A 15,080-nucleotide genomic window follows, 5' to 3' on the forward strand; every position below is an offset into this window, starting at 1 on the left:
GTAGCCGTCGGCGGTCTGGAACAGCGAGGTGCCGCCGACCGAAACCACCCACGGCAGGTTGGCCGGCCAGCCGCCGTGCTGGTCACCCTCGTAGCCGCCGTCGCCGGACGAGGCCAGCACGGCCACGCCCGGGTGGAACAGGTCGCGGCCGGCCTGCCCGAACTCGACGACGGAGTCGCTCGGGTACTGGTAGCTCATGCTGACCGAGGAGGCCCCGAACTTGGCGGCGGTGTTGACCGCGGTGCCGAAGTCGGCCATGGCGGCGTCCAGGTGGGCCTGGTCGCCGTAGTAGGCGTCGAGAATGGGCAGCTGGAGCTCGACCAGGTTGCACGAGGGGCAAGCCGCCGAGGCCATGTCCATGTCCAGCGCGGTCTCCACGCCGACCTGCTCCTCGCCGATCTGGAGGTTCGGGTCGGTGGACGGGGTCTGCGGCGAGCCGCCGTCGAAGCCGGCGACCGTGAAGCAGCCGCTGGCCGACGTGCAGGCCGGCAGCCCGTACTGCGCACGGTAGGCGTTGACGTCGGATTCCAGCGTCGGGTAGGCGCCGGCGTCGATGATGGCGATGGTGCCCTTGGCACCGGTGCCGGCCGCGGGCAGGTGGTAGGCGGCGGCCAGCTCGTCGGCGCCGTATCCGGCGGGGGCCGGGGTCGACAGGGGTGTTTTCGACCCGGATCCGGTGGTGACGATCTGCGCCTGACAGGCGTCGCAGGCTTTCATCAGTCCGTGCGACTTCAACAAGGTGCCGCTGTGCACCTGGGCGCGCAGCGATTGGACCTGCGGGGTCACGGCGTGCGGATCACCGGCCGCCGAGGCGACCGGAGCCAGTGCGGTCAGTGCGGCGACAACGGCCGCGCCTGCGATGAACAGGGAATTTCTCGCGAACACGGGTCCTCCAGGAAAGGAATTACCGGAACCGACACCGCGAGCCTACCGAGACAATTCGGGAATCCATTCACGACGGCATCACTGTGAAGAGATTGCCCCGACCGCACCACAACGAAAGGGGGCATTAATTCAGCACAGACAGGAGTCGTGGCGGGCGGCGACCGAAACCGCCCGCCACAATTCACTGGTGAATCAGAACCCGGCCAGGCCGTTCGGCACGCCGATGCCGGTCGGCGCGTCCCAGCCCTTGCCGGACACACACAGCGCCGGCGTCGCGGTCGGGCAGGCGTGCGGCGGGGCGTTCTGACCCAGCGTCACGTCGGTGAAGGCGCCCTTGGGCGCGGTGTACAGGGTGTTCGGGCCGATCACCTGGGAGGTGTGGCCGCCGCGGGCGTACAGGCCGGCGACGAACGGCGACGAGGCGCTGGTGCCGCCGACGAGGATCCAATTCAGCGGCTCGCCGAAGAACGGCGAGTACGTGTCGAAGACGGACACGCCGGTGTTCGGGTCGGCCACGGCGGACACGTCGGAGGCGGCGCGGTGGCCGCCGCAGTTGGCGCTGACCGAGGTCGGGGCGCCGAAGGCGGCGGGCAGGTCGGTCTCGCAGCCGCTGCCGGCCCCGCTCCAGGCGATGTCGGTGTAGCTGTCGCCGCTCTGCAGCAGCGAGGTGCCGCCGACCGAGACGACCCACGGCAGGTTCTGCGGCCAGCCGGTGTGCACGTTGCCCTCGTAGCCGGAGTCGCCGGAGGAGGCCAGCACCGCGACACCGGGGTGGAACAGGTCGCGTCCGGCCTGCCCGAACTCGACGACGGTGTCGCTGGGGTACTGGTAGCTCATGCTCACCGCGGTCGCGCCGAGCTTGGCGGCGGTGTTGACCGCGGTGCCGAAGTCGGCCATGGCGGCGTCCAGGTGGGCCTGGTCGCCGTTGAGCGCGTCGCCGATCGGCAGCTGGAGCTCGACCAGGTTGCACGAGGGGCAGGCCGCCGAGGCCATGTCCATGTCCAGCGCCGTCTCGACGCCGATCTGCTCCTCGTAGTACGAGTTCGGGAAGTCGGTCGACGGCGGCAGCGTGGGGCCGCCGTTCAGGTCGGCCTGCTTGAAGCAGCCGCTGGCCGCGGTGCAGGCCGGCAGCCCGTACTGGGCGCGGTAGGCGTTGACGTCGGACTCCAGCGTCGGGTAGGCGCCGGCGTCGATGATGGCGATGGTGCCCTTGGCGCCGGTCGCGGCGTCCGGCAGGTGGTAGGCGGCGGCCAGGTCGGAAGCGCCGTAACCGATCGGAACCGTGGTCGACAGGGGTGTTTTCGACCCGGGTGCGGTGGTGATGAGCTTCGACTGGCAGAACGCGCAGGGCGCCAGGGTGCCGTGCGTCTTCAGCAGCGTCCCATTGTGGACCTGGGCCCGCAGTGACTGGACCTGCGGCGTGACGGCGTGCGGATCGCCGGCCGCCTGGGCGACCGGGGCAAATGCGGTGAGCGCGGCGACGGCGGTCGCGCCCACGGCGAGCAAGGTTGATCTGACGAACGTTCCCGACACTTGTCCTCCTGAAATGGAAGAACACGTCCAACATCGGGAGCGTACCCACGCAATTACAAACCCGGCCTACGTCAACTATTCACGGAGTTCTCTTGTGAATAATTCGTCCAGGTGGCCCACGACGAATGTCGTGAATCGCCGATAGCGGTCCGGCACAAGACCGTGAAGGCATAAGGAACCAGATCCGAACCACGTCTCCATAGCCACGGAATGCCCTTGAGCACGAGCCAGGCCACATGCTGCCACGCGGCGATCGCGGCCCCGCCGGCGCACTCCAGGCTGACCGGCGTCTCGATGGCGCAGCCGGCCAACTCCAGCTCCCCGGCGAAGGCAGTGGCCAGCATGCGGTGCCCCAGCTCGGACGGGTGCAGCCGGTCCACGCTCCAGGCCGCCAGGTCGTAGGCCCCGGGCAGCGTGTCGAGGTCGATGCAGCCGACGCCGCGGGCCACCACGACCGAGCGGATCACGCCGTTGAGCTCGTCGACCCGGCGGCGCAGGGCGCGGCGCAGCGGGGCCGGCAGCCGGAACACCTTGGCGTGGTCGTGGTAGCTGGCCAGCACCACCACAGCGCCCACGTCGAGCAGCTTGCCGACCATGTGGTCAAGGTCGGCGCGCAGCTGGGCGGGGTCGAAGTCCGAGCGCATGGTGTCGTTCATGCCGGCTACGACCACCACCGCGTCGGGACGCAGCGCCGCCGCCATGGGCAGCTGCTCGTGCCGCACGGTGCCGATCCGGGCCCCGGTGCGGGACAGATTGGTCAGATCGCAGCCGCCGAGCGCGTCGGCGAGCAGCGGGCCGAAGCCGCGCCAGCCGCCCCCGGGCAGCGGATCACCGAGACCGACGCTGGTCGAGTCCCCCAGCACCACGAGCCGTCCGACCGCACGCCGGGCGGGCACGCTCTCCGACATCGCCTGAACCGTCACCCGTCCACGATCACCCCCGGACAATCACTCCCGGTGATGGCCGGGTGGCGTGACGGGGACGGCTCGGAAAACAGTGTTGGATGGCGCCGCCTTCGGCGTCGCGGCACTGTGCTTTTTGCCGCGCGTGAGTGCGGGTTACTCGGGATCATCTGATTTGCTAAGCTATGTATGCCATCTACTCCCGACCGGCGTTAGTTAGTTAAACTCAAGTCTCTAGCGAGCTCCCAACGAAGAATACAAATCTACTGGGTATGCAACACTAGCCGCCACCAAGTCTTTCCGCACGACTAGGCAAGTCTTGATGGGTGCTTGCCGGTGTTTGCAGCGCGCAACTTTGGCTCCGTGACCTCAGTGGCTATGCTGGTCCCATACAGAGTGTGTAAGGGTCGGTTGGCCTGGTCGCCCCTATTGGTGACAAGGGGCAAGCTATTGGATTCTTCGCTCTAGTAACGGGTGAAGAACGGCGCGCATTCTAATGTTGACCGATGCCGCGCTTTAGAACAGAGCGTTGTGTGCGGGCGGGGCCGAGCGCTCTGTGGGGTTGGGGGTCAGCTGAAGGCGGGGCCGAGCGGTCGCTGGGTCGGCGGAGCGGGTCAGCTGAAGGCGGGGAACAGGGGGAGGTGGACGGCTTCGGCGCCGTGCTGGGTGGCGATCGCGATGGCCACCTGGTCGGCGTGCTCGGCTACGGCGGGCACCTTGAGGCGGGCGGCGTCGTCACGCAGACGCAGCCACCGGGCGTGCAGGGCGCTGCTGCGGCGGGGAGAGGCGAGGCGGTTGGTGATGGGACCGTCGGGCACGCCGGGTCGAGGCAGGTACATCCAGGTGGACAGCCAGACCCACAGCAGCTGGCCGTGCAGCAGCTTGGGCATCAGCACCTCGTCGTCGTCCAGGTCGGCGAAGACGGGGCTCACCTCGGCCCGCCACGCCGCGACCATCGCCTCGGTCATGCCGTTGGGCAGCCGGAACGAGCAGCCGCAGAGCGGGAACGGGATGCGCAGCGCCGCGGCGTCCAGTGCGACGTCGCGCACGCAGCCGCCCTCGAAGTCCAGCACGCGCAGGCCCTTGCCGGTGATCAGGTTGTTGTCCGCGCACGCGTCCGACGGGCTGAAGGCCCGGTGCTGGCCGCTGGTGAGCAGCCGGCCACCCTCGCGGGCGTGGACCAGCGCCTCGGCGCCGACGGTCACGCCCAGCACCGACTCCAGCAGCTCCGGCAGCTCGGCCAGCGCCACCTTGGCCCGGCGGGCCAGCGGATCCTGGCCTGGGCGGCCGCCCAGCCGTCGGGTCAGCGCGTCGAAATCGGCCTCGCGGCCCGCGGTCGTGGCATGCAGCCGGCCCAGGGCACGGGCCCAGGCCAGCAGCGCCCGCTCGGCGCCGCGCGCGTCGTGTTCCAGCAGCTTGTCGGCCAGCGTCGGGGCCCGCCCGAGATCCTCCAGCACGATGACGCGCTTGGCGCCGTCGTGGGCGATCAGCTCGGGGCAGATGCGATCCTCCTGGCCCAGCGCCGTGAACAGCTGATAGCTCACGGCCTCGTGCGGGAACGGGTCGACCAGCTCCCCGGCCGGGGGCGTCTCGTAGCTCTTCACCACCAGCGTTCGTGGCAGCGAGAACGGCGTCGACGCAACACGGACCCGCAGCACGGTCGCCTTGCCGCTGCCGCGTAGGTCCTCCGGGTCCGCCAGTCTGATCGACGCCCCGAACCGCCTCGTGAGCACTGATTCGGCGGCCGCGACGGTCGCCAGGACCTCGTTGTCCGCTGCCCCGGCGGCGTTGGCGGGGCCGGCGGTGGTCTCCACGCTCATCCCTTCCGACCCTACTCCTTCGAGTGCACAGCACGTCCACACGATCGGTGCAATCGGCTACCCGGAGCAGCCGACGCACCCGTCATGTTCGAGCATCACCGCGCTGGAATACGGCTTGGTAACGGGTTGGTGCAGCCGGGGGACGCCTGATCGGGTACCCCCGGCGGACTCACCGGCGATCAGGCCTTCGCGGCCTCGCCCTTCGGGGCCTCGGCGCCCTTCACGACCGGCTTGGCGTCCACGCCGGCCTCCTTGCGCTGCTGCGCGGTGATCGGCGCGGGCGCGGCGGTCAGCGGGTCGTAGCCGCCGCCGGACTTCGGGAAGGCGATGACCTCACGGATCGAGTCGACGCCGGCCAGCAGCATGACGATGCGGTCCCAGCCGAAGGCGATGCCGCCGTGCGGCGGGGCGCCGAACTTGAACGCCTCCAGCAGGAAGCCGAACTTCTCCTCGGCCTCGGCCTCGCCGAGGCCCATGATCGCGAAGACCCGCTTCTGCACGTCGGGGCGGTGAATACGGATGGACCCGCCGCCGATCTCGTTGCCGTTGCAGACGATGTCGTAGGCGTAGGCCAGGGCCTTGCCCGGGTCCTCCTCGAAGCGGTCGATCCACTCCGGCGTGGGCGAGGTGAAGGCGTGGTGGACCGCGGTCCACTTGCCGCTGCCGACCGCGACGTCGTCGCCGATCTTGTCGACCGACTCGAACAACGGGGCGTCGACGACCCAGACGAACGACCAGGCCGACTCGTCGATCAGGCCGACGCGGCGGCCGATCTCCAGCCGGGCCGCGCCCAGCAGGGCGCGGGCGTCGGACGGGTCGCCGGCCGCGAAGAAGATGCAGTCGCCGGCGTTGGCGCCGACGGCCTTGGCCAGGCCCTCGCGCTCGGTGTCGGACAGGTTCTTGGCCACCGGGCCGCCGAGCGTGCCGTCCTCGGCGACGAGCACGTAGGCCAGGCCGCGGGCACCGCGCTGCTTGGCCCAGTCCTGCCAGGCGTCGAGCGTGCGGCGGGGCTGGTCGGCGCCGCCGGGCATGACCACGGCGCCCACGTACGGGGCCTTGAACACCCGGAACGGGGTGTCCTTGAAGTACTCGGTGAGCTCGGTCAGCTCCAGGTCGAAGCGCAGGTCCGGCTTGTCGGTTCCGTAGCGGGCCATCGCGTCGGCGTAGGTGATGCGGGCGATCGGGCCGGAGATGGTGTGGCCGGCCAGCTCGCTCCACAGCGCCTTGACCACGGCCTCGCCGAGCTCGATGACGTCGTCCTGCTCGACGAAGCTCATCTCGATGTCGAGCTGGGTGAACTCGGGCTGGCGGTCGGCCCGGAAGTCCTCGTCCCGGTAGCAGCGGGCGATCTGGTAGTAGCGCTCCATGCCGGCGACCATCAGCAGCTGCTTGAACAGCTGGGGCGACTGCGGCAGGGCGTACCAGGAGCCGGGCGCGAGGCGGGCCGGCACCAGGAAGTCGCGCGCGCCCTCGGGGGTGGAGCGGGTCAGCGTCGGCGTCTCGATCTCGACGAAGTCCCGCTCCTCCAGCACGTGGCGGGCGATGCGGCTGGCGGCGCTGCGCATCCGGATGGCCTTGGCCGGGCCGGTGCGGCGCAGGTCGAGGTAGCGGTGGCGCAGGCGCGCCTCCTCGCCGACCTCGAGGTTGTCGTCGAGCTGGAACGGCAGCGGCGCGGCCTCGGACAGCACCTCGAACGCGGTGACCGTGACCTCGATCTGGCCGGTCGCGATGTCCGGGTTGTCGTTGCCCTCGGGGCGGCGCACGACCTCGCCGGTGACCTTGAGGCAGTACTCGGCGCGCAGGCGGTGCGCGCGCTCGGCCATCTCGCCCTCGCGGAACACGACCTGGGCCACGCCGGAGGCGTCCCGCAGGTCGATGAAGATGACGCCACCGTGATCGCGCCGGCGTGCCACCCACCCGGTCAGGGTGACGGACTGCCCGGCCTGCTCGGCCCGGAGCGTCCCGGCCTCGTGCGTGCGCATCACGGGTACAGCACTCCTCGGTGACGTGGTCTTGTGAGTCAACGGACAGGTTAGCCAACCTCGCGCGACGCCATTCGCCGCGGTGCCGTTGACGAAGTGGTCCAGACCACCTACGGTGATGGACGACACACGCTTTGTCCCTTTTTCACGGGTCACGCACGGGCCCTCCGCCGCCGCCCCGCGCGCCGACCCCTCCTGCGGATTCAGGGAGAAACGCATGGCTACGTTCGGAAAGCGGCGGCTCATGGCGGGCGCCGCCGCACTGGTCGGCCTGGTGGCCGCCAGCCTCGTGGGCGCGGCCCCCGCATCCACCGCGGCTCCCGCGGCCGGCAACACGATGGTCGGCTACTTCACCAACTGGGGCATCTACGACCGCGGCTACCAGGTCAAGAACCTGGAGACCAGCGCGACCGCGGGCAAGCTCAACGTCATCAACTACGCGTTCGGCAGCACGGCCAACGGCCAGTGCTCGCTGACCGACGCCTACGCCGACTACCAGAAGGTGTTCGACGCCGGCAGCAGCGTGGACGGCAAGGCCGACACCGGCCCGCTCTACGGCAACTTCGGCCAGCTGCGCAAGCTCAAGAAGATGCACCCCGGCCTGAAGGTGGTGTTCTCGGTCGGCGGCTGGACCCTGTCCAGCGGCTTCACCCAGGCCGCCAAGAACCCGGCCGCCTTCGCCAGCTCCTGCTACAGCATGGTCAAGGACTCGCGCTGGGCGGACGTGTTCGACGGCATCGACATCGACTGGGAGTACCCGAACGCCTGCGGCCTGAGCTGCGACGCCAGCGGCGCGGCGGCATTCAAGAACGTGATGTCGGCGGTGCGGTCCAAGTTCGGCTCCGGCGCGCTGGTCACCGCGGCCATCACCGCGGACGGCACCAGCGGCGGCAAGATCGACGCCGCCGACTACGCCGGCGCGGCTGCCTCGGTGAACTGGTACAACGTGATGACCTACGACTACTTCGGGGCCTTCAACCCGACCGGTCCGACCGCGCCGCACGCGCCGCTGACCAACTACAGCGGCATCCCGACGGCCAACTTCTACGCCGACGCGGCGATCCAGAAGCTCAAGGGCAAGGGCGTCGCGTCGTCCAAGCTGTTGCTGGGCATCGGCTTCTACGGCCGCGGCTGGACCGGCGTCACGCAGGCCACCCCCGGCGGCAAGGCCACCGGCGCGGCCCCCGGCAAGTACGAGGCCGGCATCCAGGACTACAAGCTGCTCAAGACGTCCTGTCCGTCCACCGGCACCATCGCCGGCACCGCGTACGCCAAGTGCGGCAGCCAGTGGTGGAGCTACGACACCGTGGCGACCGTCAAGTCGAAGATGAGCTACGCCAAGACCCAGGGCCTCGGCGGCGCCTTCTTCTGGTCCGCTGACGGCGACACCAGCAACGGCGAGCTGGCCGCCGCCATGAAGTCCGGCCTCGGCTGATCCTTCTCCCACCGCGAGTCCCGCTCTCGGGCAGCCATGTGTCGAGTTCCGTAACTCGACATTCAGTTGCCTGAGCGCGGGACTCGCGGCTTTTCTGGGTCTGGCTCGCTTCGTCCGGCGGCGGCGTCCTCGGCGGGGAACAAGATCGGGCTCAGCAGGTAGCGGCGCCGGTCCGCGGTCGGCTCCTGGGCCAGGCGGGGCACGATCACCTTGCGCAGGTCGGAAATCAGCGCCTCCAGCTCGTCACGGCTGAGCCAGACCGCGTGCTGACGGAAGCCGACGAGGTCCGCGGTCGGGTCCACGCCGCCACGGTCCAGGTAGGCGGTGAACTCCGCCAGCAGCGTGGCCAGGGCGAGGTCGAAGCCGCGGCGGTAGTCCTCGGTCGTGAGGTCCTCGGTGTCGATCGTGGCCTGGTGCAAGCGATAGGTCCGCTCCACCGCGCCACGGACCCGGCGTTCCTGCGCCACCTCGATGACGCCGCCGCCGGCCAACGCCTCGACGTGCCGGTAGACCATCGCCTTGGAGACGTCCGGCAGCAGCTCGGCCAGCCGGCCGGTGGTCAGCTCGCGGCCCCGCAGGGCATGCACGATCCGCATCCGGACGGGGTGGGCCAGCAGTTCCATCACAGGTCCGATGTTCTCACATCGTGCTACCGTTCGCATATGTTGAGAACGGTAGTTGACCTGGCCGCCGCCGACCGCTTCGAGGAGCTGGCCGACCGCTTCACGCCTGAGCTGCGGGCCGCGGCGTCGGCCGACCTGGTTCGGTTGGCCTGGGCCAAGGAGGTCGGCGAACTGAGGTCGGTCGGCGAGCCGGTGAACCTCGGTTCCGGGACGTTCAGCGTGCGACTCAACGGAAACGTCGACTTGTTCGCGTCGTTCGACGAGCAGGGCCGGGTGAGCGGGCTGCGGCTGGCCGCCGCCGCGCAATGGACGCCGCCGCCCTACGCCAAGCCGCACCTCTTCACGGAAACCGACGTGCTGGCCGGTCAGCGACCCGGCGCATTGGCGTTGCCACGCAAGGGAAACGGCATCGGGGTGGTGCTGCTCAGCGGCGGCGGGCCGTTCGACCGGGACGGCACCGCCGGGGCGATGAAGCCGTTGAAGGACCTCGCCTGGGGGCTGGCCGGCCGGGGCGTCGCGTCGGTGCGGTTCGACAAGCCGGTGGACGCGCCGACCTTGACCGAGGAGTACGTGCCGCACGCGGTCGCCGGCGTGGAACTGCTCCGCGAGCACGTGGATCGGGTGTTCGTGGTCGGCCACAGCGCCGGCGGCAAGGTCGCACCCAAGGTCGCCTTGGCGGCGCCAGCGGTGTCAGGTCTGGTCTTGATGGCCGCCGACACCCAACCGATGACCGACACCGCCGTACGCGTGGGCCGACGCCTCGGGCAGGACCTCACCGAGGTGGCGGCCCGGACCGCCGACGTCACCGCCGACACCCCGGCCGGCGAGCTGCTGTTCGGCTTTCCGGCGACGTATTGGCTGGAGCTCAAGGCGTACGACCAGGTCGCGACGGCCATCGAGGCCGACCGCCCGATGCTGGTGCTGCAAGGCGGCCGGGACTACCAGGTGACGGTCGAGGACGACCTGCCGGCGTGGCGCCGGGTGCCGCGAGCGGAGATCAGGATCCTCCCGGAGCTGGACCACATGTTCTTCCCCGACAACGGAACACACGTGGACGAGCAGGTGATCGAAGACATCGCCGCCTGGGTCAGTTCACCCGCCGCCGACTGAACTTGTGCAGGGCGTCCAGCAGTAGCTCGACGAACTCCGGCAGCCGCCCGATGGCCTGATCATGCGGCCCGGCCAGGGCGACGGCCCCGACGACCAGGCCCTGCTCCCACACCGGCGCGGCCACGGACGCGATGCCGCGCAGCATGGGGCCGCTGTCCCCCATGGTGTAGCCGGCCTCCCGGACGCTGCTCAGCTCGGTGAGCAACGCCAGCGCGCCGGGGCGGTCGTCGGGGAAGGCCGCCGCGACCAGCTCGTGGCGTTCGCGGTCGGGCATGAACGCAAGCAGGACGCGACCTACTGCCGTCTCCGGCAACGGAGTGCGGAGTTGCTGCACGGTCAGGTAGTTGAAGGGGTCGTCGGTGCCGGCCCAGTCTGCGTACACGGAGGTGTCGCCGGTGCGCACGGCCAGCACGGCGCTCAGGCCGGTCCGGTTGTGCAGGTCGACCAGGTCGGCATGCCCCACGGTGGACACGAGCCGCTGCCCGGAGCGCATGGCCAGCAGATAGGGCGCGGCGCCGAGACGGAAGCGCTTGTCGTCCTCCTCCAGGTAGCCGACGGCGACCAGGCCGTTGACCAGCTTCTGCACCGACGACACCGGGGCGTGCAGGCGAAGCGCCAGCTGGGTCAGCGTCAGCCCCGACCGCTCGGTGACCACCGCCTCCAGGATCTCCGCGATCCGGTCCACCGCCCGGTGGTGCGGCCGCAGCTCGGACATGATCCACTCCTTACCTATATAGGTAGAACCGTATCACATTGCGTAAAGCCGAGGAGCGGAGCAAGGTAGTTCATGTAAGGCAAACAACTGAGGAGGCGGAGAGCATGGGGGCTCTGGACGGCATCAGGGTGATCGACCTCGCGACCGTGGTCATGGGGCCGTACGCCACGCAGATCCTCGGCGACCTGGGCGCCGACGTGATCAAGGTGGAGCCGCCGACCGGCGATTCGAGCCGACTGGCCGCGCCGTACCGCAACGAGGGCATGGGCTCGCTGGCCCTCAACGTCAACCGCAACAAGCGAGCGGTCGCCATCGACCTGAAGAACCAGCGCGGCAAGCAGGTCTTCCTGGACCTGGTCAAGACGGCCGACGTGCTGGTGACCAACATGCGCCCGGGCGCGCTGCGCCGGCTGGGCCTGGACTACGAGCAGCTGGCCGAGGTCAACCCAGGCCTGGTCTACTGCAACGCGCAGGGCTTCCGCAGCGACTCGTCCCTGGCCGACCGCGCCGCCTACGACGAGATCGTGCAGGCCGCGTCCGGCACCGCCGACCTGATGCGCCGCGCCACCGGCACGCCGACGTACATGCCGACCATTCTGGGCGACAAGGTCAGCGGCCTGACCATCGTCTACGCCGTGCTGGCCGCCCTGCTGCACAAGCAGCGCACCGGCGAGGGCCAGCGCGTCGAGGTGCCGATGACCGACACCATGCTGGCCTTCAACCTGGTCGAGCACCTCGCCGGCCGCACGTTCGAGCCGGCCGCCGGCCTGATGGGCTTCTCCCGCTCGCTGTCCCCCGGCCACCGCGCCGTGAAGACGAAGGACGGCTGGGCCTGCATCCTGCCCTACAGCCGGCGCAACATCGACGACTTCTTCGCCGAGGTCGGGCACGCCGAGCTGCTGGACGACCCCCGTTTCGCCGACTCGGCCAGCCTGGCGGCCAACTTCGACGCCTTCTACGACCTGATCGAGAAGTTCGCGGCGGAGCGCACCACGGCCGAGTGGGAAGCGACCTGCGCCCGGCTGAGCATCCCCTTCGCCCCGGTGCTCGACCTGGACGACGTCACCGAGGATCCCTATGTCACCGAGGTCGGCCTGCTGGAGTGCGCCGAGCACCCCACCGAAGGCACCTATCGGGTGATCGGTTCCCCCGTGCAGTTCTCGGCCACGCCTGCGAGTGTGCGAAGGCACGCGCCGCGGCTGGGGCAGGACAACGACGAGGTGCTGGGCGAACTCGGGTACTCCGAGGACGAACTGCGTGAGCTGGCCGAGGCCGGCGTCACGGTGAGGAGGTAGTGGTGAAGGCATCGGAAGTGGCCCGCCGCCTGGCGACCCCGCTGACCGCGCCCGCGTGGGCCCCGGTCCGGGCCCGGTTCACCGACCGGGAGTACCTGAACATCGTCTACCGCACCGATCCCGAGGCGTTGCGGGCCGTCGTGCCGGAGCCGTTGGAGATCGACGAACCGCTCGTCCGGTTCGAGGTCATGAAGATGGGCGACAGCACCAGCTACGGCCCCTACACCGAATCCGGCCAGGTAATTCCGGTCCGGTTCGGCGAGGAGCGCGGCGAGTACCTGCACGCGATGTACCTGGACAACGTGGCCGCGACCGTGGCCGGCCGGGAGATCAGCGCGTATCCGAAGACCGCCGGCTCGCCCCGGCTGTTCGCCGAGGCCGGCGCGCTCGTGGGCACTTTGGACGTCGGCACGCAGCGGGTGGCCACGGGAACCATGGGGTACAAGCACTACCCGATGGACCTGGACGAGGCCCGCGCCGAGCTGACGCTGCCCACATACATGGTCAAGATCGTGCCCGGCTACGAGCGCGAGCCGCGGGTGGCCGAACTGGTCCGCACCCAGATCACCGACATCACGGTGAAGGCCGCCTGGACCGGGCCGGCCCGGTTGCAGCTGTTCCAGCACGTCCTGGCCCCGCTGGCCGACCTGCCCGTGCTGGAGGTCGTGTCGGCCAACCACATCATCACCGACCTGACGCTGTCCGGTGTCCAGCCGGTGTTCGACTACCTCAAGGAGCGCTGACCATGACTGTCGCAGTTGTCGGCGCCGGCACCATCGGCCTGTCGTGGACGACCCTGATGCTGGCCAAGGGACACACCGTGCGCGTTACGGATCCCCGACCGGACCTGGAGTCCGCGGTTCGGGACGCCGTCCGCGAGTTCGCCCCGACCGTGCCGGGTTTCACCGGTGACGCCGAGGAACTGCTGTCCCGTCTGGAGATCGTCGGCTCCGTGGAGGACGCCGTCGACGGTGTCCAGGCGGTGCAGGAGAACGGGCCGGAGCGCCTGGAGTTCAAGCGGGATCTCTTTGCCACCATCGAGAAGGCGGCTCCCACCGACGCATTGATCCTGTCGTCCACCTCGGGCCTGACGCCGTCGTCGATGTCGTCGAAGATGGTGTCGCCGGGACGGCTCGTCGTGGGGCACCCGTTCAACCCGCCGCACCTTCTGCCGCTGGTGGAACTGGTCGGCGCCGACGAGGCGGAAGTGGCCCGCGCCAAGGAGTTCTACCTGTCGCTGGGCAAGGTTCCGGTGGTGGTGCACCAGGAGGTCCGCGGCCACGTGGCGAATCGCCTGCAGCGCGTGCTGTTCGAGGAGTGCGTGAACCTCGTCGAGCAGGGCGTGGTGTCCATGACCGAACTGGACGACATCGTCACCAACTCGGTGGGCGTGCGCTGGGCGACCGTGGGGCCGTTCCTGGCCTTCCACCTCGGTGGCGGCCCGGGCGGGCTGCGGCACATGATGGCCCACCTCATGCCGTACATCCCGGCCGACGTGCAGGCCCGGCTGGCCGACCAGGCCGAAGCCGTGTACCCGTTGGCCGACAACGAAAGGCGAGCCGCCGAGCGCGACCGCGAACAGCTTGGGATCATCAGCTTGAAGGAGCGTGACGACGATGTCCGGTGACTTCTACGACTTCGAGGGTTTGCTGACCGAGGACGAGAAGGCGATCGTCGCGAAGACGCGGGAGTTCCTGCGCAGCGAGGTCGCGCCGATCGCCAACGAGTCGTGGGCGAACGCCGAGTTCCCGCACCAGATCGTGAAGGGCTTCGCCGAGCTGGACATCGCCGGCCTGGCCTACCGGGGCTCGCGCAGCCTGCTCACCGGCTGGCTGGCCCTGGAGATGAACCGCGTCGACCCGTCCATCGCCACCTTCTTCGGCGTCCACAGTGGACTGGCCATGGGCAGCATCAACCGCTGCGGCTCCGACGAGCAGAAGGAGCGCTGGCTGCCGGCGATGGCGCGGATGGAGAAGATCGGCGCCTTCGCCCTGACCGAGCCCAACGGCGGCTCGGACGTGGCCGGCGGCCTGCAGACCACCGCCCGGCGTGACGGCGACGACTGGATCCTCAACGGCGCCAAGCGCTGGATCGGCAACGCCACATTCGCCGACCTGGTCGTGGTGTGGGCGCGGGACGAGGCCGACAACAAGGTCAAGGGCTTCGTGGTGGAGAAGGACACGCCCGGCTTCACCGCCACCAAGATCGAGCACAAGATGGCCCTGCGCACCGTGCAGAACGCCGACATCACCCTGGTCGACTGCCGCGTGCCCGAGGCCAACCGCCTCCAGAACGCGCACGGTTTCCGCGACACCGCCGACATTCTGCGGCAGACCCGCGGCGGCGTGGCCTGGCAGTCCGTCGGCGTGATGATGGGCGCCTACGACCTCGCGCTGGCCTACGCCAAGGAGCGCAAGCAGTTCGGCAAGCCCATCGCCGGCTTCCAGCTCGTGCAGGACCTGCTGGTGAAGATGCTCGGCAACGTGACCGCGTCACTGGGCATGGTCGTGCGGCTGGCCCAGTTGCAGGACGAGGGCGTGTACCGGGACGAGCACTCCTCGCTGGCCAAGGCGTTCTGCACCTCGCGGATGCGGGAGGCCGTCGGCTGGGCCCGGGAGATCCTGGGCGGCAACGGAATCGTGCTCGACTACAACGTCGGCCGCTTCGTGGCCGACGCCGAGGCGGTGTACTCCTACGAGGGCACGCGGGAGATCAACTCCCTGGTCACCGGCCGGGCGATCACCGGGTTGAGCGCCTTTGTCTAAGCAGCAATAAGAAGA

12 protein-coding genes and 1 pseudogene are annotated in these 15,080 nt (G+C 69.7%); 6 read left to right on the forward strand and 7 right to left on the reverse strand.

Annotation, left to right across the window (positions count from 1 at the left end):
• From KUTG_RS60970 to aspS, 5 genes and pseudogenes are all read right to left on the reverse strand, one after another.
• Window positions 1-885, reverse strand: a pseudogene (locus tag KUTG_RS60970) (hypothetical protein); the annotation flags it as partial.
• Window positions 886-1,077: 192 nt separating this feature from the next.
• Window positions 1,078-2,382, reverse strand: a complete 1,305-nt coding sequence (locus tag KUTG_RS10510) for a S53 family peptidase (RefSeq protein WP_157494445.1) — start codon at window positions 2,380-2,382, stop codon at window positions 1,078-1,080.
• Window positions 2,383-2,489: 107 nt separating this feature from the next.
• Entirely contained in the window at window positions 2,490-3,341 is an 852-nt protein-coding gene (locus KUTG_RS10515) for an SGNH/GDSL hydrolase family protein (RefSeq protein ID WP_369794445.1), read from the reverse strand.
• Window positions 3,342-3,934: 593 nt separating this feature from the next.
• A complete protein-coding gene (locus KUTG_RS10520; protein ID WP_043716593.1) occupies window positions 3,935-5,140 on the reverse strand; it encodes a hypothetical protein in 1,206 nt (401 codons plus the stop codon).
• Between the two features lie 179 nt (window positions 5,141-5,319).
• Window positions 5,320-7,125 carry an aspartate--tRNA ligase gene (gene aspS / locus KUTG_RS10525; protein ID WP_043716595.1) on the reverse strand — a complete coding sequence of 602 codons (1,806 nt, stop codon included), beginning with the start codon at window positions 7,123-7,125 and terminating at the stop codon, window positions 5,320-5,322.
• A gap of 214 nt (window positions 7,126-7,339) precedes the next feature.
• Between aspS and KUTG_RS10530 the strand changes: the two genes are divergently transcribed.
• Complete coding sequence (locus tag KUTG_RS10530) at window positions 7,340-8,557, forward strand: glycoside hydrolase family 18 protein (RefSeq protein WP_043716597.1); 1,218 nt, start codon at window positions 7,340-7,342, stop codon at window positions 8,555-8,557.
• Between the two features lie 62 nt (window positions 8,558-8,619).
• Here KUTG_RS10530 and KUTG_RS10535 read toward each other — a convergent pair whose 3' ends face one another.
• Window positions 8,620-9,180: a helix-turn-helix domain-containing protein gene (locus tag KUTG_RS10535; protein ID WP_052394299.1), complete on the reverse strand. Its 561-nt coding sequence runs from the start codon at window positions 9,178-9,180 to the stop codon at window positions 8,620-8,622.
• A 39-nt stretch (window positions 9,181-9,219) separates the two neighbouring features.
• Here KUTG_RS10535 and KUTG_RS10540 point away from each other — a divergent pair, with 39 nt between their 5' ends.
• Window positions 9,220-10,290 carry an alpha/beta fold hydrolase gene (locus KUTG_RS10540; protein ID WP_043716598.1) on the forward strand — a complete coding sequence of 357 codons (1,071 nt, stop codon included), beginning with the start codon at window positions 9,220-9,222 and terminating at the stop codon, window positions 10,288-10,290.
• Here the strand turns inward: KUTG_RS10540 and KUTG_RS53210 are convergent.
• The gene (locus tag KUTG_RS53210) at window positions 10,268-11,005 is read right to left on the reverse strand and encodes an IclR family transcriptional regulator (RefSeq protein WP_052394300.1); all 738 of its coding nucleotides are present in this window, start codon (window positions 11,003-11,005) and stop codon (window positions 10,268-10,270) included. The genes KUTG_RS10540 and KUTG_RS53210 overlap by 23 nt on opposite strands.
• Before the next feature lie 104 nt (window positions 11,006-11,109).
• Between KUTG_RS53210 and KUTG_RS10550 the strand changes: the two genes are divergently transcribed.
• Genes KUTG_RS10550 through KUTG_RS10565 form a run of 4 tightly spaced genes read left to right on the forward strand, consistent with a single transcriptional unit; the run spans window position 11,110 to window position 15,065 of the window.
• On the forward strand, window positions 11,110-12,300 hold the full coding sequence (locus KUTG_RS10550) for a CaiB/BaiF CoA transferase family protein (RefSeq protein WP_043716600.1): 1,191 nt from the start codon (window positions 11,110-11,112) through the stop codon (window positions 12,298-12,300).
• A 2-nt stretch (window positions 12,301-12,302) separates the two neighbouring features.
• Complete coding sequence (locus KUTG_RS10555) at window positions 12,303-13,043, forward strand: acetoacetate decarboxylase (RefSeq protein WP_043728868.1); 741 nt, start codon at window positions 12,303-12,305, stop codon at window positions 13,041-13,043.
• 2 nt (window positions 13,044-13,045) lie between these two features.
• Window positions 13,046-13,927: a 3-hydroxyacyl-CoA dehydrogenase NAD-binding domain-containing protein gene (locus KUTG_RS10560; protein ID WP_043716601.1), complete on the forward strand. Its 882-nt coding sequence runs from the start codon at window positions 13,046-13,048 to the stop codon at window positions 13,925-13,927.
• Window positions 13,917-15,065 carry an acyl-CoA dehydrogenase family protein gene (locus tag KUTG_RS10565; RefSeq protein ID WP_043716602.1) on the forward strand — a complete coding sequence of 383 codons (1,149 nt, stop codon included), beginning with the start codon at window positions 13,917-13,919 and terminating at the stop codon, window positions 15,063-15,065. Before KUTG_RS10560 ends, KUTG_RS10565 begins: the two co-directional genes overlap by 11 nt.
• Window positions 15,066-15,080: the final 15 nt, after the last annotated feature.

The sequence above is a fragment of the Kutzneria sp. 744 genome (assembly GCF_000568255.1).
In the GTDB taxonomy this organism is placed as follows: Bacteria; Actinomycetota; Actinomycetes; order Mycobacteriales; family Pseudonocardiaceae; genus Kutzneria.